Annotated in this window: 23 protein-coding genes and 2 pseudogenes; 13 read left to right on the top strand and 12 right to left on the bottom strand. The window is 68.8% G+C overall.

Features of this window, described 5'->3' with window-relative positions:
- Positions 1–13 precede the first annotated feature (13 nt).
- Positions 14–432 (bottom strand): annotated as a pseudogene (locus JNO44_RS43205) (leucine zipper domain-containing protein); the annotation flags it as partial.
- Positions 432–1,235: a membrane protein YczE gene (gene yczE, locus JNO44_RS06865; protein WP_235092554.1), complete on the bottom strand. Its 804-nt coding sequence runs from the start codon at positions 1,233–1,235 to the stop codon at positions 432–434. The pseudogene JNO44_RS43205 and the gene yczE, both read right to left, overlap by 1 nt.
- On the opposite strand from yczE, the gene JNO44_RS43200 reads away from it, so the two are divergent.
- The 3 genes from JNO44_RS43200 to JNO44_RS06855 all read left to right on the top strand — a co-directional run bounded on the left by JNO44_RS43200 (position 1,141) and on the right by JNO44_RS06855 (position 3,016).
- The gene (locus JNO44_RS43200; RefSeq protein WP_338058609.1) at positions 1,141–1,641 is read left to right on the top strand and encodes a GntR family transcriptional regulator; all 501 of its coding nucleotides are present in this window, start codon (positions 1,141–1,143) and stop codon (positions 1,639–1,641) included. The two genes, yczE and JNO44_RS43200, sit on opposite strands and share 95 nt — an antisense overlap.
- Positions 1,530–2,006 (top strand): aminotransferase-like domain-containing protein, encoded by a 477-nt coding sequence (locus JNO44_RS43195; protein WP_240167949.1) that lies wholly within the window; start codon positions 1,530–1,532, stop codon positions 2,004–2,006. Before JNO44_RS43200 ends, JNO44_RS43195 begins: the two co-directional genes overlap by 112 nt.
- A 218-nt stretch (positions 2,007–2,224) precedes the next feature.
- Positions 2,225–3,016 carry a hypothetical protein gene (locus JNO44_RS06855; RefSeq protein WP_240167462.1) on the top strand — a complete coding sequence of 264 codons (792 nt, stop codon included), beginning with the start codon at positions 2,225–2,227 and terminating at the stop codon, positions 3,014–3,016.
- 205 nt (positions 3,017–3,221) lie between these two features.
- Here the strand turns inward: JNO44_RS06855 and JNO44_RS06850 are convergent, their stop codons facing one another.
- Positions 3,222–4,112 carry a DMT family transporter gene (locus JNO44_RS06850; RefSeq protein ID WP_205362274.1) on the bottom strand — a complete coding sequence of 297 codons (891 nt, stop codon included), beginning with the start codon at positions 4,110–4,112 and terminating at the stop codon, positions 3,222–3,224.
- A gap of 62 nt (positions 4,113–4,174) precedes the next feature.
- Here JNO44_RS06850 and JNO44_RS06845 point away from each other — a divergent pair, with 62 nt between their 5' ends.
- Positions 4,175–4,690 (top strand): MarR family winged helix-turn-helix transcriptional regulator, encoded by a 516-nt coding sequence (locus JNO44_RS06845; RefSeq protein WP_205369444.1) that lies wholly within the window; start codon positions 4,175–4,177, stop codon positions 4,688–4,690.
- 265 nt (positions 4,691–4,955) lie between these two features.
- On the opposite strand, the gene JNO44_RS06840 is transcribed toward JNO44_RS06845, so the two are convergent.
- Positions 4,956–5,498, bottom strand: a complete 543-nt coding sequence (locus JNO44_RS06840) for a DUF2231 domain-containing protein (RefSeq protein WP_205362272.1) — start codon at positions 5,496–5,498, stop codon at positions 4,956–4,958.
- A gap of 351 nt (positions 5,499–5,849) precedes the next feature.
- Here JNO44_RS06840 and JNO44_RS06835 point away from each other — a divergent pair, with 351 nt between their 5' ends.
- Entirely contained in the window at positions 5,850–6,629 is a 780-nt protein-coding gene (locus JNO44_RS06835; protein WP_205362271.1) for an Imm63 family immunity protein, read from the top strand.
- Between the two features lie 295 nt (positions 6,630–6,924).
- Here the strand turns inward: JNO44_RS06835 and JNO44_RS06830 are convergent, their stop codons facing one another.
- Positions 6,925–7,296, bottom strand: coding sequence for a winged helix-turn-helix transcriptional regulator (locus tag JNO44_RS06830; protein ID WP_205362262.1), 372 nt, complete (start codon positions 7,294–7,296; stop codon positions 6,925–6,927).
- Positions 7,297–7,388: 92 nt separating this feature from the next.
- On the opposite strand from JNO44_RS06830, the gene JNO44_RS06825 reads away from it, so the two are divergent.
- The 5 genes from JNO44_RS06825 (at position 7,389) to JNO44_RS06805 (ending at position 10,747) form a co-directional block, all read left to right on the top strand.
- On the top strand, positions 7,389–8,228 hold the full coding sequence (locus JNO44_RS06825; RefSeq protein ID WP_205362260.1) for an SDR family oxidoreductase: 840 nt from the start codon (positions 7,389–7,391) through the stop codon (positions 8,226–8,228).
- Positions 8,229–8,675: 447 nt separating this feature from the next.
- Positions 8,676–9,155 (top strand): SRPBCC family protein, encoded by a 480-nt coding sequence (locus JNO44_RS06820; RefSeq protein WP_205362259.1) that lies wholly within the window; start codon positions 8,676–8,678, stop codon positions 9,153–9,155.
- Positions 9,156–9,279: 124 nt separating this feature from the next.
- The gene (locus JNO44_RS06815) at positions 9,280–9,768 is read left to right on the top strand and encodes a hypothetical protein (protein WP_205362258.1); all 489 of its coding nucleotides are present in this window, start codon (positions 9,280–9,282) and stop codon (positions 9,766–9,768) included.
- On the top strand, positions 9,765–10,091 hold the full coding sequence (locus JNO44_RS06810; protein ID WP_240167461.1) for a winged helix-turn-helix domain-containing protein: 327 nt from the start codon (positions 9,765–9,767) through the stop codon (positions 10,089–10,091). Before JNO44_RS06815 ends, JNO44_RS06810 begins: the two co-directional genes overlap by 4 nt.
- Before the next feature lie 158 nt (positions 10,092–10,249).
- The gene (locus JNO44_RS06805) at positions 10,250–10,747 is read left to right on the top strand and encodes a GNAT family N-acetyltransferase (RefSeq protein WP_205362255.1); all 498 of its coding nucleotides are present in this window, start codon (positions 10,250–10,252) and stop codon (positions 10,745–10,747) included.
- Positions 10,748–11,002: 255 nt separating this feature from the next.
- Here JNO44_RS06805 and JNO44_RS06800 read toward each other — a convergent pair whose 3' ends face one another.
- Together JNO44_RS06800 and JNO44_RS06795 are read right to left on the bottom strand one after the other, a co-directional pair.
- Positions 11,003–11,545 (bottom strand): hypothetical protein, encoded by a 543-nt coding sequence (locus JNO44_RS06800; RefSeq protein WP_205362254.1) that lies wholly within the window; start codon positions 11,543–11,545, stop codon positions 11,003–11,005.
- A gap of 269 nt (positions 11,546–11,814) precedes the next feature.
- Entirely contained in the window at positions 11,815–12,387 is a 573-nt protein-coding gene (locus tag JNO44_RS06795) for a cupin domain-containing protein (protein WP_205362253.1), read from the bottom strand.
- A gap of 146 nt (positions 12,388–12,533) precedes the next feature.
- On the opposite strand from JNO44_RS06795, the gene JNO44_RS06790 reads away from it, so the two are divergent.
- Positions 12,534–13,040, top strand: coding sequence for a MarR family winged helix-turn-helix transcriptional regulator (locus tag JNO44_RS06790; RefSeq protein WP_205362252.1), 507 nt, complete (start codon positions 12,534–12,536; stop codon positions 13,038–13,040).
- 87 nt (positions 13,041–13,127) lie between these two features.
- Here JNO44_RS06790 and JNO44_RS06785 read toward each other — a convergent pair whose 3' ends face one another.
- Together JNO44_RS06785 and JNO44_RS44775 are read right to left on the bottom strand one after the other, a co-directional pair.
- Positions 13,128–13,901: a helix-turn-helix transcriptional regulator gene (locus tag JNO44_RS06785; RefSeq protein ID WP_338058559.1), complete on the bottom strand. Its 774-nt coding sequence runs from the start codon at positions 13,899–13,901 to the stop codon at positions 13,128–13,130.
- Positions 13,820–14,149 carry a helix-turn-helix transcriptional regulator gene (locus JNO44_RS44775; protein WP_338058558.1) on the bottom strand — a complete coding sequence of 110 codons (330 nt, stop codon included), beginning with the start codon at positions 14,147–14,149 and terminating at the stop codon, positions 13,820–13,822. Before JNO44_RS44775 ends, JNO44_RS06785 begins: the two co-directional genes overlap by 82 nt.
- A gap of 91 nt (positions 14,150–14,240) precedes the next feature.
- Between JNO44_RS44775 and JNO44_RS06780 the strand changes: the two genes are divergently transcribed.
- A complete protein-coding gene (locus JNO44_RS06780; protein WP_205362251.1) occupies positions 14,241–15,485 on the top strand; it encodes an FAD-dependent oxidoreductase in 1,245 nt (414 codons plus the stop codon).
- A 416-nt stretch (positions 15,486–15,901) separates the two neighbouring features.
- Positions 15,902–16,878: pseudogene (locus JNO44_RS45090) on the top strand (AraC-like ligand-binding domain-containing protein).
- A gap of 165 nt (positions 16,879–17,043) precedes the next feature.
- On the opposite strand, the gene JNO44_RS06770 reads toward JNO44_RS45090, so the two are convergent.
- The 3 genes from JNO44_RS06770 to JNO44_RS06765 form a co-directional block, all read right to left on the bottom strand.
- Positions 17,044–18,267, bottom strand: coding sequence for a glycosyltransferase (locus JNO44_RS06770; protein ID WP_205362250.1), 1,224 nt, complete (start codon positions 18,265–18,267; stop codon positions 17,044–17,046).
- Positions 18,268–18,997: 730 nt separating this feature from the next.
- Entirely contained in the window at positions 18,998–19,132 is a 135-nt protein-coding gene (locus JNO44_RS44380; protein ID WP_268825851.1) for a hypothetical protein, read from the bottom strand.
- The gene (locus JNO44_RS06765) at positions 19,129–19,323 is read right to left on the bottom strand and encodes a hypothetical protein (protein WP_143179660.1); all 195 of its coding nucleotides are present in this window, start codon (positions 19,321–19,323) and stop codon (positions 19,129–19,131) included. Before JNO44_RS06765 ends, JNO44_RS44380 begins: the two co-directional genes overlap by 4 nt.
- Positions 19,324–19,597 lie beyond the last annotated feature (274 nt).

The following is a 19,597-nucleotide window of genomic DNA, read 5'->3' as shown; positions in this document are numbered from 1 at the left end:
GAACTGCGTGAACGGCCTTGGCCTGCTCTGAGTCGCGACCGTGGATGCGCCGGCCACCCCCGTTGGGAATGCGCCCGACCTCCTTGATGTCCAGGTGCACCATGTGCCCGGGCCAACGAGCGGTGCTCTCGGCCGGCTCATGAGTGATGCGCCGCGCGGACCGCTTCTCCTGCCGCCGCCAGACTTCGATCTTCTCGATCACTGAGGTAGGCGTCGCCCGTGGGCTGTGGGCGGGGTGGATGCCCGGTCGTGCAGTCCGAGTGCGCCGTAGCGCCGGTACCGGTTCACCTACTTCGACGCACGTGCCCGGGAGATGCCCGTCTATCTCAGCGGCCGCGTGTGCGAGGGGGCGCGTTTGCAGCGTTCAACCAACCGGCGTCGGCTTTCCACGGACAGCGGAGCGTTCCGGTGAAGCGACGCGGTACTGGCGATCACCGGCCGCACTGTTCGTCTGTCGTAGCAGCGGGGAGGTGAACAGTCAGAAGCGGCAAAAAGTAGCCGACGAGAGGCCCCATGCACAGGGCGACGAGTACCGTCCCGGCCCCGAAGCTTCCACCGAGAGCCCAGCCGATGCCGGCGACGGCGACGTCGATGCCGGTGCGCACCACCGCGACGGGTAGGCGGGTGAGTCGAACAAGGCCGGTCATGATGCCGTCACGTGGTCCCGACCCGAACTGTGCGCCGAGGTAGAGCGCGTCAAAGAAGGCCAGCGCGGCGAGGCCGACTACCAGGTAACCGCTCTCGGCAAGTGTCCCCTGAGGGGAAGGGAGCACCGCCGCGGTCGCGTCTGCGGCGAAGCCGACGATCGCGACGTTGAGGAGCGTGCCAAGTCCTGGCAGTTCGCGCAGGGGTATCCAGGCGAGAAGCACTATGAGCGAGATCAGGTTCGTGGCCCATCCGAATGAGATGCCGAGAGTCTTCGCCGCGCCGTCCGTGAGTACGCTCCAGCTGGCTGTGCCGAGACCGGATTGGACGAGCACCATGACGGCGGCGCCGTATCCCACCAAGCCGATCAGGAGCTGGGGAACGCGACGCCCCGCTCGGCCTGCGCGAACTTGGGCGAAGGCGTTCATGCGGATGATCACAGGGCGGTCGTGACGGGCCGAGAAGGACAGTTGGGCGCGGGAAGCAGGAGGAGCCATGGCGCAAGCCTTGACGCCAACTGGACTCGGATTCCATAGCCAGATTGATTGGGCTGGCTCGGTGAAGATCAGTTCGTACGCGGTGGCGCGCATGATGGGGACCTGGCAGGAGGGGCCCGGGCCGGCGCACCAGCGCCTCTCCGACAGGCTGCGGCTGCTGATCCTGGACGGACGTCTCTCCCTCGGGGCGGCACTGCCGAGCGAACGCGACCTCGCCGCCGTGCTCGGCACCAGCAGAACCACCGTCGGTGCCGCATACCGCACGCTGGTCGAGCACGGCTACCTCGCCACGAGGGCGCGCGCCAGGGCGACGGTGCGCCTCCCGCAGGACATCCGACCGCCGTCAGCGTCGGCTCGGTTTCCAAGAGCGTCTGGGGCGGCCTCCGCATCGGCTGGATCCGCGCCTTCCCCTCACTCCTGCAGCGCCTCGAAAAAGCCCGCCCCGCCACGGACCTCGGCACCCCTGTCGTCGAACAGTTGGCCACGGCCGTCCTCCTGAATGAGCGTCAGACCGAACGGCCCGACGCGCTCCGGCAACTGCGATCGCAACGCGACGCACTACGGCAAGCACTCACCGAGCAGTTGCCCGACCTCCACGCACCGCAACCGGCTGGAGGCGTGACGCTGTGGGCAACGTTCCGCGAGCCCATCAGCTCACGGCTGGCAGCGATCGCGCCGGACTACGGAGTGACCATCGCGGCGGGACCACGGTTCGGAATCGGCGGGGCCTTCGAACGTCACATCCGGCTGCCGTACACGCTCCCTTCGAGTCAACTCACCGAAGCAGTCCGCAGGCTCACGCAGGCGCAGCTGGCGCTCAGCCAAGGCGCCACCGGAGCCCACGATCCCGCACCCGTTGCGTGAGCGTCAACAACGGCCTGCAGCGACAGAGCGGCGGACGACCGGGCGCGAAGACGCCAACCTGGGGCGCACCGAGTCGAAGAGCCCGACGCGGCACTCCACACAACCGCATCCACACCAATGCGCTCCAATGATTTCCACGACCGAAACTCGCCGCGTCACCCCAGCGATCGACGGGGAGCCTCCCGCTGAAACAACAGCCACCAACACCAGGGGGGAACGTGGCATTCGGCGCTGAACGCATCATCGGAGAGCTCCGCACGGCGATCTGCAACGCACAATCGGCAATCACCGATGCACTCGACCGCAGCCTCGCCGGCCTCCGCGCCACCATCGAAACCACACTGACCGCAGCCCAGCAGGCACGCGACGCCGCGGCCCTCGCTCACGCCAGAACCGACGCCATCCACAGCGAACTCCAGGGCCTCCGCAACGACACCCAACGCCCACAACCCGCCACACCCTCACGCGACGACCAGCAGATCCTCATCCGGCTCGCCGAACTCCACGGCAGCGTCGAAGGACTCCGCGCCGACCTCGCAGCCGCCAGGACTCCAGAGCCACCCGCACCCGCAACGAAGTCGGCCGCGCAGGAGGCACCCCAACCCCCGGCCGAGGCCGATGACTTCGAGTGCCTCCTCACCCTCGCCGCCGGCATTGCCTATGCCCAGATCATCTGCCATCGGGACCACTGGGATTTCCTCGTCGGCCAGTCCAGCCGCGGTCAGCACTTTCGGCTCCCCGCCGGCGTCAGGGAAGAAAGTGGCCTCATCCAAGCCGAGATCTCCGGCCGCACTCTCATCGCCGCACTCGACGCACTACGCGCCACCCGTCAAGACCCCGCAGCCATCCCCGGGACCCGGCAACTCGCCAGCAGGATCTACGAACGCATCGGCGTAGCCCTACGCAAAGTCGACACCGGCGAAGCCGACGCCCACTACCAACCCCGTAACGACTGCCCGCCCGTAACGCGCATCATCATCGACGACCGGCCACCGGCCGAAGCGGCCTGACGACCCCAACGCCCCTACTGCTCCAGGGGCCCGTGCATGTCGGAACGGCGATCGACACGGCACGAGTCGCCCGCCCGACGCGCACAGACGCCATAGGCCCCTTCCGGCAGTGCCTGTTGCGCGCCGGCGCGCACCATCGGAGGGGCCACGCTGTCCGACTTCTCGCCGGGCCTACGACATGCCCGGAGGGGTGTTTGGCAAGGGCCTACGAGTTGCGCCACGGTGCCCTGGTTGCCCGGGATCGGATGTGGGTGGCGGCCGTGGCGGCGACGGGTTGTCCGAGCACGATCCCGAGCAGGACCAAAACCAGTCCGCATATCTGCTGCAAGGTGAGGGGCTCTTCGGCGACGACGGTGCCGAGCAGCACGCCGGTGACCGGGTTCAGCAGACCGACCAGGCCGACGGTGGCGGCCGGCAGGTGACGCAGGCCGGCAAACCAGGCGGCGAAGGCGACGGCTGTCGCGACGACGGTGACGTAGGCGAATCCGAGGATCGCGCCCGCGTCGAGGTCGGGCGGTGCTCCTTCGCGGACGACGGCCATCGGAAGCACGACCAGGCCGCCGGCAATGAGTTGCCAGGACGTCGAGGCGAGGACATCGACCTCGCTGCTCCACCGCTTCGCGAGCACGTAGCCGAAGGAGGACGTCACCATCGCCGTGACCGACGCGAGGACGCCGAGTGCGTTCAGGGTGACGTTGCCGGTGAGCAGCATCAGGCATACGCCTGCGAAACCGATGCCGACGCCCACCAGCGGGAGGCTGTAAGGGCGTTCTGCGTTCACGGCCCAGGCGAGCAGCATCAAGACCGCGGGTGAGGACGCCATGATGGTGGAGGCGATGCTCGTCGGCAGCAGCTGGGCCGCGAGGTAGATCAGGGTGAAGAAGGACCCCACGTTGAGGGTGCCGAGCACCAGCGACTTCCACCACCACGTCCCGTGGGGCGCCTGCCGGCACAGCGCCAGCAGCAGGACCCCTGCGGGCAGAGCCCTGATCGCCGCACCGTAGAGGGGGTGGTCGGTGGGCAGGTATTCGTGGGTGACGAAGTAGTTCGTCCCCCAAGCGACCGGAGCGATTGCCGTCACCAGTGTCCATCGCATAGTAGCTTCCACGGAAGGAATATAGCTTCCCTGGAAGGTATGATGAAGTCGTGAAGGAAGGCATGAACGACTACGAGGATCACGTCGCCCGCATCCAGGCCGAGTGGGCTCGCGAGCGTCCAGACGTGGATGTGAGCCCCCAAGGCGTGATCGGCCGACTCCATCGCCTCGCCAGTCTTCTGACCGAGCAGCTGTGTCTGGTCTACCAGCGTTACGGATTGAACGAGGGGGAGTTCGACGTCCTGGCGGCGCTCCGGAGGGCCGGGCACCCCTTCGAGCGCGCCCCGGGCGAGCTGGCCACGTTCACCATGGTCACCACGGGCGCGATGACCAAACGCCTTGACCGGCTCGAACGCAACGGGCTGGTCACGCGACGCCGGTCCGCCGAGGATGGCCGGGGGCGCGTCGTCGCACTCACCCAGGCGGGGCGGGAGCTGATCGACCGGGCCTTCACCGACCACATGAGCAATGAACGCCGCATACTCGACGAGCTCGGCCCCGACGCGGCCGCGCGTCTCGAACCACTGCTCACCGCCTGGCTGGCACGTGTCGAGCCGCCTCCCGGCGCGCCGGAGTGACTCCGCCGAATGTCACGGCCGAAGCTCTTCGGCTCACTCGGCACCCGCGTGTTTCACTTTCGCTCGAACCACGGATACGCCGAGCTGAAGCACGCCGGTGGCCCCATGGGTTCGCGCTGAAGAACCTTCGGTCTCGCTGAGCCCACGGGGGCCCGGCCCCGGACCGTCGAGTGCGATCGCGGTACGGGGCCTTGGACGCATCGCCGACCCTTCCTGTGAAGTCCTGCTCGACGAGCTGCTGTTGCCTTCGGCCGTGACTGGTCTTTCATCGGCTTCCGGGTTCAGGCGTGCGTGTGGTGGAGAAGTTGTCGTGCCAGGCGGCCCGGGCTCCCGAATCCCCGATGCGGTAGGTCTGCACAACCGCGCCGGCCCCCAGCGCCAGCGACAGCACCACGGCCGCCACCCTGAGCGCGCCTCGTGCGCGCGCTCCCGGCCGTACCTCCTCGTCCACTGCCGCAGTGTCAGCCTGGGAAGCCGCCCTGGTGCGGCGTTGCGTCCACCACAGGGCCACCGCCAACGCGAACAGGCCCACCACCCAAGGCAACAGGCCATCGCCCAGCTCTGCATGTTGGCGTACCAGAGGATCGTTGGCGACGTGATGCTTGAGCCACTCTCCTGCGTGGGTGGTGATCGGCACGCTGACAAGTGTCACCGCGGCCAGCACCGGAAGGGTAGGCCCGAACCGTCGGGCCTGCTGGGGCCAGACAGCGCAGGCCAGCAGCGCAAGCGCGGTGAGCGGCACGAGCACGACCACGACGTGAACGAAGAGCACATGCGCGGGTATCCCGTTGATCAACGTAGGTCCCATGGCCTCTCCCTGCTTCGGCAGTAGTTGGCGGCGCGCAATCTACTACAAGCATGTAGACGCTTGAAGTCCTCCCGCGGGCGCGGCAGATGAGCACGCCAAGGGTCGGCTGCGGGACGTGACCGCCGCCCTGGCTTACGTCAACAAGGCCACGCTGCCCTCGTCGCGTACAGGGCCTGTCCGGAGTTGCGGTCATGTGGCGGGGTGGGGGCTTCGGGGCAAGGAGATCGATTCCTGCGGCGCAAGTCAGGGGTGGCCGGCGAGCCGCAGACCGGGGCGGAGTGCGGGCATGCCGGCTGCCGTGTGGTCGAGTCCACATTGAGAGGGGTCATACGCGATGACATAATCGTCTGCATGACGATAACTCTTGAGGGTGTCTACGTCGCTGTCCGGAGCATGCTGTCGGGCATCGAAGGGCTCGACGGCGCGGACGTCGTCGGCGACGGCCCTCCCGATGCCGGCTACCCTCATGCCGAAGTCCACGACGGCGCCGTCCACTGGGTGGTGCTGGAGCGCAACAAGGAAGTGGAGCGCCGCACAGCCGGGGACCTGGACGAGTTTCTGTACTGGGCGGCGCTGCACACCACCCGTGACGCCGCGTCCCGCTGGGAGCTCGGCCACCGCGGTCTGCTGCCCGGCTGCGGCGACACCCGGGTGGGGTGGCTGGCCAGGCAGGTCCAACTGCTGGGGCTGGTCCGACCCGAGTGGGCGGACAGGTTCCGGGCGCAGATCCCGCAACAGTGTCCGGGGGTGCGCCTTCAGGACGTGGACGCCTATCCGGTCGGGGGGCGGGTCAGGCTGTGGCGGCGCGGAAGGGGCAAGAAGCGGACGGTGGGAGGAGCGGAGATGTGGGACCGGTTCGGGAGTCCGCTGGGGAGGTTCGCGCACCCGAAGGGGACGCCATTCGCCCAGCGTTCCCTGCCTCCCACCTACCTGGCGTGCGGATACCACGTGTACGGCTGGATCCGACCATGGAGCCAGGAGCACGTCGACAAGTACGGCTTCATCCGGAGCGGCAAGGTCGCTCCCTGGTTCGAGCAGCCTGGGGGCGGAACGCAGTTCCTACTCCCGGAGGGCATCTCGGTGCAGTGGCTCATCGACCAGGGCTACATCCGTGAGGAGCCCGTACGGTGATCTAAGCCGATTGCCGATTAACCGGAACCGCTGGCATCATCCTCGATCTCCCTGTGCGCAGCCAATGCGGTGGCCTGCTGGTGTGAAGGCTTCGGATCCAGCTGATCCGTGCTCGGATCGAGGACTGGAACGCGAACCCCCGCCCGTACGTATGGCGCAAGACCGCCGGGCCGATCCCCGACAGTCGCACCGGCTACCGCCGACGCATCAACGTAAGCCACTAGGCCACCAGGCCACCAGGCCACCAGGCCACTTGGCCACGCTGGATTCGCCTTCGAGGTCGACCGCTACCGCACTATCCCGGGATTCGCGGCGGTAGGTGCTGTGTGATCCGGTTGAACAAGTCCGTCAGTGGCTCGCCGACTTCCCGACCGAACTCGGACAGTCCGTAGGTGACTTGGGGTGGCGTCGTCGGCTCGACCTCCCGCCAGACCAGGCCGTCCTGGACCAGTGCGCGCAGGGTCTGAGCGAGCATCTTCTCGCTGATGCCCTGGATGCTCTCGCGCAGCTCGTAGAAGCGAAGGTCGTTGCTCCGCAACGAGATCAGCACCCAGATACCCCATCTGCTGGTCACGTGGTCGACCACGTCACGCGCGGGGCAGTCGGTGTGAAACACCTCATACCGATTGCCCGCCTCAGCCTGTGCCAGCTGCGCACCTTCCTTCATGTCCGGAGCTTACCTCTGGGTATGTCCTTACGAAAAGTGAGCCCGACTCCTAGCGTCGATTGCCGTAGTACACAACGGACTAGGAGCTGAACATGATCGTGGTGGCCGGGGCTACCGGGAATGTGGGCCGACCCCTGACGCAGGCCCTGGCCGAGGCGGGCGAGCAGGTGACGGCGGTGTCGCGGCGCCCGGCGGCGATGCCGGAAGGGGTCCGACACGTGGCGGCCGATCTGGCCGAACTGACAAGCCTCACAACCGCGTTGGACGGGGCGAAGGCGCTGTTCCTCCTGTTGTCCGGCGACCTGCACGCCCCCGCAGCCAGGCCGACCGACATCATCGGCCTGGCCGCGGCCAGCGGGGTCCGCCGGGTGGTCCTGCTGTCTTCGCAGGGCGTGGCGACCAGGCCGCTCGGCCCGTCGCGGGTCGCGATGCGTGCGGTGGAGGACGCGTTGGGGGAGTCCGGCCTGGACTGGGCCGTCCTGCGACCAGGCGGTTTCGCCTCCAACGCCTTTGCCTGGGCGGAGTCCGTCCGCACGCAGGGGACGGTCGCCGCGCCCTTCGGCGACGTAGGGGTGCCGGTCATCGACCCGGCGGACATCGCCGAGGTCGCGGCGGCCTGCCTGCTGGACGACCGGCACACCGGCAGGGTGTACGAGCTGACCGGGCCGGAGGTGATCACGCCGCGTCAGCAGACGGAGGCGATCGCCGCCGCGCTCGGCTCGCCCGTACGGTTCCACGAACTCACCCGCGACCAGGCCAAGGCCACGATGACCCGGTTCGTACCGGTGGAACTCGCCGACGACACCCTGGACATCATCTCCGCTCCGAACCCGGCCGAACTGCGGATCAGCCCGGACGTGGAACGAGTCCTCGGCCGCGCCCCGCGCCCCTTCCACAGCTGGGTCGCCCGCAACATCGACGCCTTCCGCTGAGGCGGAACTCAACTGAAGCACCCGGGCAGCCTCGTGCGGATGCGGCCGCATGAGGCGCCCACCTCCGTATCGCCGCCGCCGTGGGGGCGGCCTGGGGCATTCGTTCCGCAGTACCGGGGAGCGTGGCATGTTCGACGGGGCGACCGCGTCCGGCCCGCGGCACCCGCGAACGCGCGCTCCGCCCCTCCGGGAGAACTTGGTCGAGGCCGGCCTGAGACTGCGGGCGGGGTGGGTGCCCATGGGGCCGGACGGCCGCCGATGCGCCCGCCTCGCCAACGCCCCACCCCCATCCGCGGCCGGCACTGCGAATCCGGAGTGGTGCACGTCACTGGAGACGGCGTCACAGTTGCGGGCCCTGCCGGGTCTCTCTGGAGAACAGAGGCGCAATCCCGGCGACCTCGGCGAGGCCGTCGTTCCGCGCTCGCCAGCCACGAGAAGGGACGGCTCATGGAAACCTTGACCGTGCAACGCGTCATCGCGGCGCCGATCGCCGACGTGTTCGGCTGGTGCGCCACCACCACCAACTACACCCGTACACCGTTCGTCCTCAAGGCACGGTTGGCCCGACCGGGACAGAACGCACCCTACGGAGTGGACGCCGTCCGGCTGCACACGTGGGCGATCGGCTGGTTCCGCGAACGGATCACCACCTACAACCCGCCGTATGACTTCGACTACGTCGTCGAACGCAGCTTCCCGCCGGCTCGGCACGAACTGGGCCGGATGACCTTCACCGAGGTGTCCGGCGGCACCCTCGTCGCCTGGACCACCGCCTTCCAGGTCCCCCTTCCCCTCGTCGGCGCCGCCCTCACCCGGGCACTCGCCAAGCCGGTCGTCGCCCATGTCTTCGGCAAGATCCTCGACGCCGCCGACACGGCACTCGCGACCGCCTGGACCAACGTCGACACCGTCGAAGGCCACCGCTGAGGTCCAGTTGGCGATCCATGGCAACGGCGTCGCGACTGGGGCCTCTTCGGGCTCGGGTTGTCAAAGATGAAGTCGAGAAAGTACTTTCCACTTGGAAAGTGACCTTGCGTGCGGGAGTGAGCGGATGGACGAGTACCGGATGGGCATGGAGGTTGTGGCTCGTCAGCGCCAGGCCGCAGCTGCGCGGGTTCGGCTGGGCTGGTGGTTTCCGGTGTTGAGCGCGGTGTCCTGGGCGCTCGCGGTAGGCGGTGATTTCCCTGCGGCCGGCTACCGGCGTCTGGGCATTCCGGACCTGTCGTACGGCCAGGTTGGTGGTCTGCTGTTCTTGGCGTTGGTCGCGGTGTTCTCCGTGCGGTCTGGGGTGAATCGGTGGGATGTATCGCCGTTCGCGTTGTACCCGTCGCTGCGTTGGCGCTTTCCCGCGTTCGTCCTGATGTGCCTGGGAAGTATGGCGGTGGTGTTCGGGCTGGGCTGGCTGGGCGGTTCGTCGAGCGGCGCCGCATGGGCGGCGGTCGTGTTCGCGGTGGTCGCGGGAGGGGTGATGGCGCTCCTGCTGACCTGGATGACTGCGGGGATCCGTGGCGACATCCTGACTGGGGGCCAGCGGCGGTGACCGGCACACCCGAGGGGTTGGACCCCGTGATCCATGTGCTGCCGAAGCTGTCGATCTGTGCGCTGCTGGCCGCAGGCTCGCAGTGGGTGGAGTTCCGCACGGTCCGGGAGGCGACGGGGTTGAGCGATTCGATGGTGTCCAAGCACAGCCGCGCCTTGGAGGACGCGGGCTACATCGAGATCCGCAAGGGCGGGGTCGGGCGACGCCCGCGCACCTGGTTCCGCATGACCCCGCTGGGCCAGGCCCGCTACAGCCGCCACGTCGCGGCACTGCAGCGGCTACTCCAGCGCGAACCTGACCAGGACACCATCCCGGACGCCTGACTGCCGCGTACTTGCGCGTACTTGAGAGCAGCGATCGTGCGGGAACCGTGGCTGCACCCCATCCGTGCAGAATGCTGGCGGGCACCTCGAATTCCTGAGGGTGCCCGGCAGCGTCTGAATCGGAGCGGTCTGGAAGGCATTGCCGATAGGCTGCTCGGATGTTCACGGTTCGCCGCGCCGGCCAGTACGACGGGGACATCCTCGGCGAGATCCACGCCGCAGCCTGGGAGGCGGCTTATGCCCCCTTCTTCGCTCCGGAGTTCGCCACGCGGGCGGTCCAGAGCAGACGAACACGATGGCACGAAAGGCTCGCACAGGGAGCAGGGGTGATCCTGCTGGCCGAACACGACAGCCGTCCCCTGGCGATGTCCGCCTTCGGCCCATCCTCGACTCGGCCGGGTCTTGCCGAGATCCTCACCTTCTACAGTCACCCCGACAGCTGGGGCAGTGGCGTCGCCGCCGCGTTGATGACCGAGACGCTGCGTCACCTGCGCAACGACGGGTTCACCAGGGTGCACCTGTGGACACTGCGTGACACCCCACGATCCCGTCACTTCTACACCAAGTGCGGCTTCACCGAGCGCGGCACCGTACGCACCCACGACTTTGGCGATGGGAACCCCCTTGACCAGGTCGAATACGAGCGAGTGTGCTGAGAGTCCCAGAGGACTCTCGCCGTCTCCCGGCCGGCTGAAGCGACCAGCCGCAGCTCACCGCCGTGCTCACTGACTTGATGGTCGGCCGCCCTGGCGGAGGGCTGGCCGCCCGGCGTTTGCGGTCACGTCACCGCCGTCATGTCTCATCCACATCTCCGAGCCGACGGGCCGCCAACTGCCTCCGAAACTGTCCGTCGTCGACGAACCCAGCCCGTTCGTCACCGATTCCAGCCGCTTGCCTGGCGTCCGGGGCCCTCAGGTGGTCGATGCCAGGCGCTGCGCGGCGCGATGACGGCGGTAGTAGGAGATCGTGACGGCTGCGGTCAGCGGGCCCCAGAGGACCATCGGCTGGTAGAGAGCGCCGACGAGCAGGTGTCCGGTGGGTGTCATGTCCGCGTGCGGATACGTCCACCACCAAGGGACGTTGGCCCAGAGCGCGGTCAGAGCGACCGCGCCCAGGGCAGCAGGGACGACAACGGCCATGGGACGGACCCTGCGCCCTCCGATCAGCGGGATCCAGCGGGGGATGACCTCGCCCCACGGTCGTACCAGGCCGATCGTCAGGAAGGCGACCAGCTCGCAGAGCACGCTGAGCGTCAGCATCCATGCCTTGGAACCGAGCGTCTCGAAGGGGACGAAGCCCGCCGCGGTGTAGCCGGCGGGGAATCCGAGCACCATGGCGATGCGCCACAGCCCACTGGGCAGCACCACCAGCGTGGTCAGATGTGCGGCCCAGACCGCCCAACGGGCAGGTTCCGCCGCGGATTTGGTGGGAGGGGAGGGCATGTGGAGGTTCATGTGACCCATCCTCAGACACCATCTGACGCTGGCCGTCAGACTGAGCGGCACACTTGTATGAGCCGCCGGCACGAGAGCTGTGCGACGTTGATCGTGCAAGCGGCGGAAGCCCAGTCATCCTCCGCGACGATGCGCCCGGCGGACTCGTCGATTCAAGGGTGCGTTCGCGTTCGTGGTTGCCGTCGTGGTTGCCGCCGTGCTCCGTCCCGGACACGGCCGTGGGCACGGTGGACGCGATGGGGGACGGGTCGTGCGAGCCCTTCAGACTCTCAACGGCGGTCCATCACGGCGTCCCCCGACCCGAAGCCCTCCTCGGAGTCCTTCTCATAGCCCTTCTCGAAGTCCTCCTCGAAGTAGCTGTCGTGCCGCACGCGGAACTCCTTGAGTTCCGCGCTGCCGCGCTGTGACATCTCCGCGACCCTTTCGAAGAACTCCTCGCGCGGGGCGCCCGGGGAGAAGAGCATGAGCATCGACATGGGCTCGTCGGTCACGTTCTTGAAGGCGTGCAGGCCGCCGACCGGCACATACAGGAAGTCGCCGGCGCGGCCCGTCACCCACTTCTCGCCGTTGAAGAGTTCCAGCTCCCCGGAGAGGACGTAGAAGGACTCCGACATCGCCTTGTGGAAGTGGGACTTGGCGCCGGCGGCCCGTGCCGCCAGGTCCACCTTGTACAGGCCGTACTCGCCGCCGGTCGATTCGTGCGTGGCGAGGTAGCGGTAGGCGTCGCCGCCGGGCGAGGTGAGGTCCGGCGGGGTATCGGCGGGACGGAAGGACGCGTTCACCTCGCCCCTGTCTCCGTGGTAGCGGGGAACGGGGTACTGCAGGTGCTCCGGGTGCGACATTGTGCGCTCCTGTCGTTCAACCTTAACAATCTCGATACCGAGATAAGAGCATCTCGACTCTCTTAGAGTCAAGTATCTCGAAACTAAGAAAAGTAAGACTGATAGAGTCTCTGTCGAGAGAGTCTGTATCAAGAGGAGTGACCGCGATGAGCGATGCGGTGGACGCGATCGTCGACCAGTGGGTCAAGGAGCGCGCCGACGTGGAGGACGACCTCTGGCCGGTGCAGCTCTTCGGGCGGATCCAGCGGCTGGCCGTGGTGATAGAGAAGTCGGTCAAGGCGAACGCGGCCCAACATGGCCTGGATGTCGGCGAGTTCGACATCCTCAGCACACTGCAGCGCTCCGGACCGCCCTACGCCCTCACCGCCGGGACCTTCCTCAAGGCCTCCATGGTGACCTCCGGCACGATCACCAATCGCGTCGACAAGATGGAGGCCAAGGGCCTGGTGGAACGAGTGCGCGACGGAGAGGACCGGCGCACCGTCAAGATTCGCCTCACCGAGCGCGGGCAGGAGGTCACACGGGCCGCCTTCACCGACCATCTGGCGAACTACGCGCGGCTGCTCGCCGATGTGGACCGTGATCTGGTCGAGAAGGCCGCCGAGAGCCTCCGGCCAGTACTGGAGGCTCTCGGCGACACCACCATCAAGTGACGGCCGCCCAGCGAGCGCGCCGACCGGGCCCAGTCGCCGTCCACCCAAGGGCCAGTTCGGCAACGGCTCCGCTGGTGAGTCGGTTGGTTACGAGAGTCGGGCCGGGTCGTCGCTGTCGCCGGTCTCTGTCATGGTGGCCCATCGACGCGCGAGGCGTCGGCCGGCCTGGACGAGTTCGGGCGGGCGGAGGTCGCTGAGCTCGGCGTCGAAGGTGGCGAGGATGCCGGCGATCCCGGCCCAGGACCAGGCGCCGAGGGTGAGTCGACAGTGGTTGGCGTCGAGGTGTTCGACGACCGAGCCGCCTGGCGCCCAGCGGGCGACGACGTCAGCGGGCAGGTCGAGTCGGGCACTGCCGGTGCATGGCCAGGCGGCGGGGGTGTCGCCGCGGTCGTGGCTGCGCATGACGAACTGGGCGAGATCCTCTCCGGGAAGCTCGCGTGCGGTGAAGCGGTGCGTTGTCGGGCGCGGGTGGAGCCGGTCGACACGGCGCATCCGCCACTCGTGGTCTGCGAGGTCGTAGGCGACCAGGTACCACCGACCGGCCCAGACGACCAGGTGGTGGGGTTCGATGCGGCGGGCGGGCAGGAAGTCGTCGTCGCCGGGTTCCGGGCGTGAGCCGTCGGCGCGCAGCGTCTCGGTGACGAGCACATGGCGGTGGCGCACCGAGGCCCCCACGGCGGTGAGCGCGGTCGAGTCGATGGGTGGCGCGGGGAACTCCCAGTAGTTCTGCAGCCTGGTCAGGCGCAGGGATTGCATGGACGCCCGCAGCGGAGCGGGCATCACCTGTTCCAGGGCAGCCAGCGCCCTCGCCGCGTCGTCTCCCAGGCCGAACACCGTGCTGGGCGCGGTCTGCAGGGCCACCGCGACCGCAAGGGCCTGATCGTCGTCGAACAGCAGCGGGGGAGGGTGTGTCCGGCACCGAGCCGGTAGCCGCCGTCGGGGCCGTGGATGGTGGTGATCGGGTAGTCGAGCTGGCGCAGCGACTCGATGTCGCGGCGAACCGTGCGCTCACTGACGTCGAGCCTGGTGGCCAGTTCACGCAGCGGCCACTGCCGGTGCGATCCGAGAAGGGACAGCAGTCGCAATGCCCGTCGTGAGGTGCTTGCCATCGCCCCATCATGGCCGGTGCTGGCCACTCGGCGTCCACTACCGGTGTCATCGTCGGTCTGAGAAGGCCAACTGGCGGTGAAAGGGGACGACATGCGTGTGGTTGTGGTGGGTGGCGGGATCGGTGGGGTCGCGTTGGCCGCGGGGTTGCGACGCCGGGGTTTCGAGGTGGCGGCGTTCGATCGGGACACCGAGGTCGCGGCGACGGGCGGCTACCACATCACCCTGGACGGGCGGGCGCAGTCGGCACTGCAGGAACTGGTCGCGCCGGAGATCATGGAGCGTCTGCTGGCGTCGGCCTCGGCGCTCCGGCTGCGCGACCGCGACGCGTTCTGGGACCACCGGGGCCGGCTCCTCGGCCACGGGCCGGATCTCAGCGGTGATTCCGGCGTCGATATCGACCGCATCACCCTGCGTACGCTGCTCGCCGAGGCGGTCGGCGGTGATCTGCACCTGGGGCGGACGGTGTCCGCCGTCGGGTATGACGAAGACGGCACACCCCAGGTGCGGTTCACCGATGCCGCACCCGTCACGGCCGATCTGGTGGTGGGTGCGGACGGTGCCCACTCCCTCGTCGCCCGGCACCTGGCTGGAGGCCCAACCAACACCCCGTCGGGCATCATCGGGTTCTCCGGCCGCACCTCCCTCGCAGACCTGAGCCCTCGTGAACAACAGCGGCTCGGAACACGGTCGGGACTGGCGATCGGCCCTCGGGGCGCGGCACTCTACGTCGGCTATCTCGACCCGGTCGGCAACGCCGTGCTCGATGCACCCGAGCTGCGAACGTCCGTCACCACCGGACCCACCTACATCTGGGGCGGCATGCTCCCCGAATCCGCAACCACCGACGCCCTACGTGGCTTGCGTGACGGCGAGTTGCAGGCCGCGCTGCTGGACCGGTTCCGTGCGCGGGGCTGGGCCGAGCACACGCTCAAGATCATCGCCCGCGCCGACCCGCACAGCGTGGCCGCATTCCGTTTCAACGCTGCCTCGACCCGCGCACCCGACCTCGCGCCCTGGCCCGCAGGCCGGATCACCGCACTCGGCGACGCCGTCCACGCGACACCACCGACCGCCGGAATGGGCGCCGGAGCAGCCATCCGCGACGCTGCCAGCCTGCTCGACCAGCTGAGCGAAGTCGCCGCCGGCACCACCACTCTCACCGTGGCCGTCAGCCGGTTCGAGGCAGGTATGCGCCAGCGCGGCAGCGAGATCCTCACCCTGGCCATGAAGACAGTCCGCTGGATCCTGGCCACCGACACCGCATTCGGCGCCGCCGCCACCGCCGCGACCACCCCGATCCTGGCCACGGCCGCCCGGCTGCGCCGACGGCATTGACGATCGACGACGGCACAGGCCGGATGGCCGTGCCGGAGCGGCTGGCCGATGCCGACCTGCGCGGTATGCACGGCGGTTGTCCCCTGCCGTGGTGCCGGACGCGCTGCTTGTGGGTTCGTCGGGCACCATGGTGATCATGACATGCATCGCCGAGCACGCCGCGAGCGCGAGCAGCGTCACCACCGTCAGCTCTCTCACCTCCGTCACCTCCGTCCTCTCGTTCGTCTCCGTCACCGATGTCTGGCTGTGTCAGGGCGAGTTGGTGCTGTTGACCACGGCGGTGGACCATCGATGGAGCCGACCGCGGGTGTTTCGCCCTCCCGTCCGCCGCGGTATGGAACCGGGATGTCCAGCACTCGGTGTACCACCTGGTGGGAGCCCTGTGGTCCACGACTTGAGAAACGGGGGAGCGAGGGTTGTTGGACGAGACGGTGTTCCGCAGCGACGATGTGCCCGCGGCCGAGCGGTTCGACTACTGGGCCGAGCTCCTGGGGCGCACCCACGCTCCCATGGAGCTGCGCAGCGACCATGCCGATGACTTCCGGGCGTGCCAGCGTGTGGTGGACCTCGGTGCCGTCACCGTGTGGTCCGCCACCTACCTTCCGTTGGTCTTCCGGCGCACGCCGAAGCTGATCCGGCAGTCCGATCCCGAGGCGTACCACCTTGCACTGGTGGTGCGCGGGACCGGTGCGGGTGTGTGGGCGCACCGGGAAACCGAGTACCAGCCGTACGACTTGTTCCTCAACTCCTCCTCGCTGCCGGCCGACGTCCACAGCAGCGGGGCGCCGGTCACGACGGTGGCGCTGGAGCTTCCCAAGACCATGGTGTCGCTACCGCGCGACGTGGCCCGCCGGATAGTGGGGGTGCCGGTGTCGGGACGGGAAGGGATGGGCGCCCTCCTGGCACGGTTCCTCACCCACATCACCGACGACACCACCTCCTACCAGCCTGCCGACGGCCCCCGACTGGGCGCGGTCCTGGCCGATCTGACGGCTGCGCTCTTCGCCCACCTGCTCGAAGCAGGCGACTGTCTCCCCCCCCGGAGACCCACCGCCAGACCCTCATCTTGCGCATCCAGGCGTTTATCCGGGAGCACCTGCACGACCCGCAGCTCACCCCCGCCGCGATTGCCGCCACGCACCACATCTCCACCAGCTATCTGCATCGTCTTTTCCGGGACGAGGACGCCACGGTCGCCGCGTGGATCCGTCGCCTACGCCTGGAGGCGGCCCACCGCGAGCTCACCGAGCCGGCATTCCAGGCCGTCCCCATCCACGTCATCGCCACCCGCTGGGGCTTTCCCCGGGCAACCGACTTCAGCCGCGCCTATCGCGCCGCCTACGGCACCACGCCGAGGGAACAGCGGCATCAGGCTCTTCGCAGCCAGGAGTGAACTCGTCGCCAACATGGTTGTGCAGTCAGCAGTCAGCAGTCAGCATGAGGCCGGTGGCCGCTGGCGCCTATCTCCGTACATCGGGCGCGGGGCAGAACGAGGCCCGCCACCGTCGGGTGGCGGGCCTCCACGGCCTCCTGGTCAGGCGCCTTTCCCAGCTGACTCTCAGCCGGCCTTGTCGAGCAGCAGCTTCGCGGCCACCGCCGCCCCGTCGGCGCGGATCTGACCGGCCACAGCGGCTGCCCGGGCTCGGGTCTCGGGATTCAGGGCGACTCCGAGCGCGGCCGACAGGGACTCGAAGGTCGGGTTCGGGCCGTCGTGTGCCGCGCCGATGCCGAGGTCGGCCACGCGGCTGGCCCAGTACGGCTGGTCCGCCAGCTGGGGTATGACCACCTGGGGCGCACCGGCCCGGGCGGCCGTTGTCGTGGTGCCCGCGCCGCCGTGGTGGACGACGGCGGCGACGCGCGGGAACAGGGCGTGGTGGTTGACCTCGCCGACGGCGAAGCAGTCGTCCTGGTCGTCGGCCACGGCCAGGTCGGCCCAGCCGCGGGAGAGCAGCACCCGGCGGCCCTGCGCCCGGACCGCCTCGATGGCCGCCCGGGCCACGTCGTCCGCGTCGCGCAGGGGAATGCTGCCGAACCCCACGTACACCGGCGGTTCGCCGGCGTGGAGGAACGCCTCCACGTCGGCCGGCAGCGGGCGGTCGTCCGTCCGGAACCACGCGCCGGTCTGCACCACGTCGAGGTCCGCCGGCTGCTGCCACGGGCTGAGCACCGGGTCGGTGGCCAGCCAGGGGCGGTCGGTGAGGACGTGGTCGCGGAAGTGGCTCACCGGCGGCAGGCCGATGGACGCCCGGTGGGCGTTGAGACCGGTCCCGAACAGCACGTTCATGGTCTCGGTGTCCAGGTCCCACAGCGTTCGGTTGTCGGTCACGCCGGGCGGGAACGGCCGGCCCGGCCGCTCGAACGGCGGGTGGTGCGGCGAGGGCAGGTAGGAGGGGAAGTAGGCGACGAACATGTAGGGGATGCCCAGGTGCTCGGCCGCCGTGCTCGCGCCGGCCGCGGCCGGGAGCAGACCGGTCGCCAGGATCACGTCGCATCCCTCGGCAGCCGTGACGACCGCCTCGTACGTCGTGGCGGTCATCGCCGCCGCGCGTGCGGGCAGCCCCTCCGCGGGAGCCTTCGTCTTCCCGGTGAGCACCCCCTTCACGAACGGGCGCACCGGCTCGCCGATCGGCACCAGCGGGAGGCCGACGGAGTCGAGAAGCTCCGCGAAGTCCGGAGGCGTGCACATCCGCACGTCCACTCCGAGGTCCCGCAGCTGCACCGCAACCGCCACCAGCGGTTCGACGTCTCCGCGCGACCCGTAGGCCATCAACAGCACGCGCATGTAGTGAGTCTCATTTCGTGGGATTCCGGGCTCGGCCTGGCCTCGGGTTTCCGAGTCAGGTGGGCGATTCTGCGGCACCCACGGGGTCTTGCCGCAAGCCCCCCTGTGCGCTATATCTTGATCATGGCAAGAGCGGCTGCTTCCCTTTCCCGCTCTGGTCCGCTGATGACGGACGAGCACACGCGAGTCACCACGTCCCGTCGGCCCGGCGACCTCGCCGTACGCCCCGTCCCACAGTGCGGCCCGCGCCGCCGGCCCGGTAGTGGTTGACGGTGGTGTAGCACCAGCCGGTCTCCTGGCTGGAGCCGCCGGTGACGGTGTCCCATCCCGCTCCGGTACGCCGGAGGCCGCGAGGCAGCTGTTGAGGGCGCTGAAGGTGAGTTCACGCATCCGCCGGAGCAGGCCGACCACGTCCTGGGGGATGCGCTTGTCCCAGTGGATGCTTTCGATCTGCAGCTGTTCGACCTGGTCGGGCCGGTCTTCGTAGCCGAGTTTGGACGCGGCGTGCCCCAGTGTCCGGTGCCCTCGGTACCGGTCGTCGGGGACGGGGAGGAGGATGGCGCCCAGGCGGAGGGCCTGCTCCCAACCATCGGGGGCTGTGAAGTCAACGGCGCCGTTGGTGAGTTGGGCGAGGGGGAGGTTCAGGGGCGGGCCCTGGACCGCGGTGGTGGTCGTCGTGCGGGACCTTTCGTATGGGCAAGGGGCGTACTGGGGTGGGACGGTGGCCGGATCAGAGGTGGGAATCGTCGTCGTGGGTGCGGTTGACCTCCTGCATCGCGAACTCGGAGTGCGACGGGAGGGGGCGCGGCACATCGTCTTCGTAGCGGTACACGGTGCTGTCGAGGTCGGAGTCGAGGAACGTCACGTAGGAGGTGCGGTGGGCCTGCCCGGGTGGGCGAGCACGCTGTGCAGCACCGTGACGCCGAGGTCGGTCATCTGATGGCCCAACTGCGCGACGCCGTCCGGCAGCAGTCCCCAGTTGGCCTGTTCGATGGAGAAGTTCTCCCACTGGTCGTGTCCAGGAGGAACAGCCCATCGCCCAGGGCCCGTTTCCACGCCTGGTCGTCCCCCTCGAAGACGAGGGAGCCACCCTCGATGCGGGCGCGCTCCAGTGCAGCCGTGGAAGTCACCAGCTGGGTGTCGACGCGCTTGCGGTACGGTGAAATCACCTCATCGGGCCGGGAGGTCGGCGACCGAGGCATTCGCTGCCTGCGTCCACTCCCGCTTTCGCGTTCTCGCGCCTTGAGCGTCTGCGGCGCTCCGAGCCTCGGTGGGTTTCCGCGCAGGCTCCGCGCACGGCTCGAAGCCCCTGGTTCCTTCTCGGGCCGGC

This window comes from Streptomyces noursei (assembly GCF_016917755.1).
Classification (GTDB): Bacteria; Actinomycetota; Actinomycetes; order Streptomycetales; family Streptomycetaceae; genus Streptomyces; species Streptomyces yunnanensis.
Note: the sequence above shows the minus strand (reverse complement) of the source record. Positions and strands in the feature narration are given on the sequence as shown.

Excerpts from the sequence above, each read along its gene's own strand:
- JNO44_RS06795 (WP_205362253.1), bottom strand. The coding sequence starts at position 12,387 with ATGTCGCACCCGGAGCACCTGCAGTACCCCGTTCCCCGCTACCACGGA.
- JNO44_RS06780 (WP_205362251.1), top strand. The coding sequence starts at position 14,241 with ATGCGTGTGGTTGTGGTGGGTGGCGGGATCGGTGGGGTCGCGTTGGCC.
- JNO44_RS06790 (WP_205362252.1), top strand. The coding sequence starts at position 12,534 with ATGAGCGATGCGGTGGACGCGATCGTCGACCAGTGGGTCAAGGAGCGC.
- JNO44_RS06825 (WP_205362260.1), top strand. The coding sequence starts at position 7,389 with ATGATCGTGGTGGCCGGGGCTACCGGGAATGTGGGCCGACCCCTGACG.
- JNO44_RS06815 (WP_205362258.1), top strand. The coding sequence starts at position 9,280 with ATGGACGAGTACCGGATGGGCATGGAGGTTGTGGCTCGTCAGCGCCAG.
- JNO44_RS06850 (WP_205362274.1), bottom strand. The coding sequence starts at position 4,112 with ATGCGATGGACACTGGTGACGGCAATCGCTCCGGTCGCTTGGGGGACG.
- JNO44_RS06840 (WP_205362272.1), bottom strand. The coding sequence starts at position 5,498 with ATGGGACCTACGTTGATCAACGGGATACCCGCGCATGTGCTCTTCGTT.
- JNO44_RS06835 (WP_205362271.1), top strand. The coding sequence starts at position 5,850 with ATGACGATAACTCTTGAGGGTGTCTACGTCGCTGTCCGGAGCATGCTG.
- JNO44_RS06820 (WP_205362259.1), top strand. The coding sequence starts at position 8,676 with ATGGAAACCTTGACCGTGCAACGCGTCATCGCGGCGCCGATCGCCGAC.
- JNO44_RS43200 (WP_338058609.1), top strand. The coding sequence starts at position 1,141 with ATGGCGCAAGCCTTGACGCCAACTGGACTCGGATTCCATAGCCAGATT.
- JNO44_RS06770 (WP_205362250.1), bottom strand. The coding sequence starts at position 18,267 with ATGCGCGTGCTGTTGATGGCCTACGGGTCGCGCGGAGACGTCGAACCG.
- yczE (WP_235092554.1), bottom strand. The coding sequence starts at position 1,235 with ATGCGCGCCACCGCGTACGAACTGATCTTCACCGAGCCAGCCCAATCA.
- JNO44_RS06845 (WP_205369444.1), top strand. The coding sequence starts at position 4,175 with ATGAACGACTACGAGGATCACGTCGCCCGCATCCAGGCCGAGTGGGCT.
- JNO44_RS06805 (WP_205362255.1), top strand. The coding sequence starts at position 10,250 with ATGTTCACGGTTCGCCGCGCCGGCCAGTACGACGGGGACATCCTCGGC.
- JNO44_RS06800 (WP_205362254.1), bottom strand. The coding sequence starts at position 11,545 with ATGAACCTCCACATGCCCTCCCCTCCCACCAAATCCGCGGCGGAACCT.
- JNO44_RS06830 (WP_205362262.1), bottom strand. The coding sequence starts at position 7,296 with ATGAAGGAAGGTGCGCAGCTGGCACAGGCTGAGGCGGGCAATCGGTAT.
- JNO44_RS44775 (WP_338058558.1), bottom strand. The coding sequence starts at position 14,149 with ATGGCAAGCACCTCACGACGGGCATTGCGACTGCTGTCCCTTCTCGGA.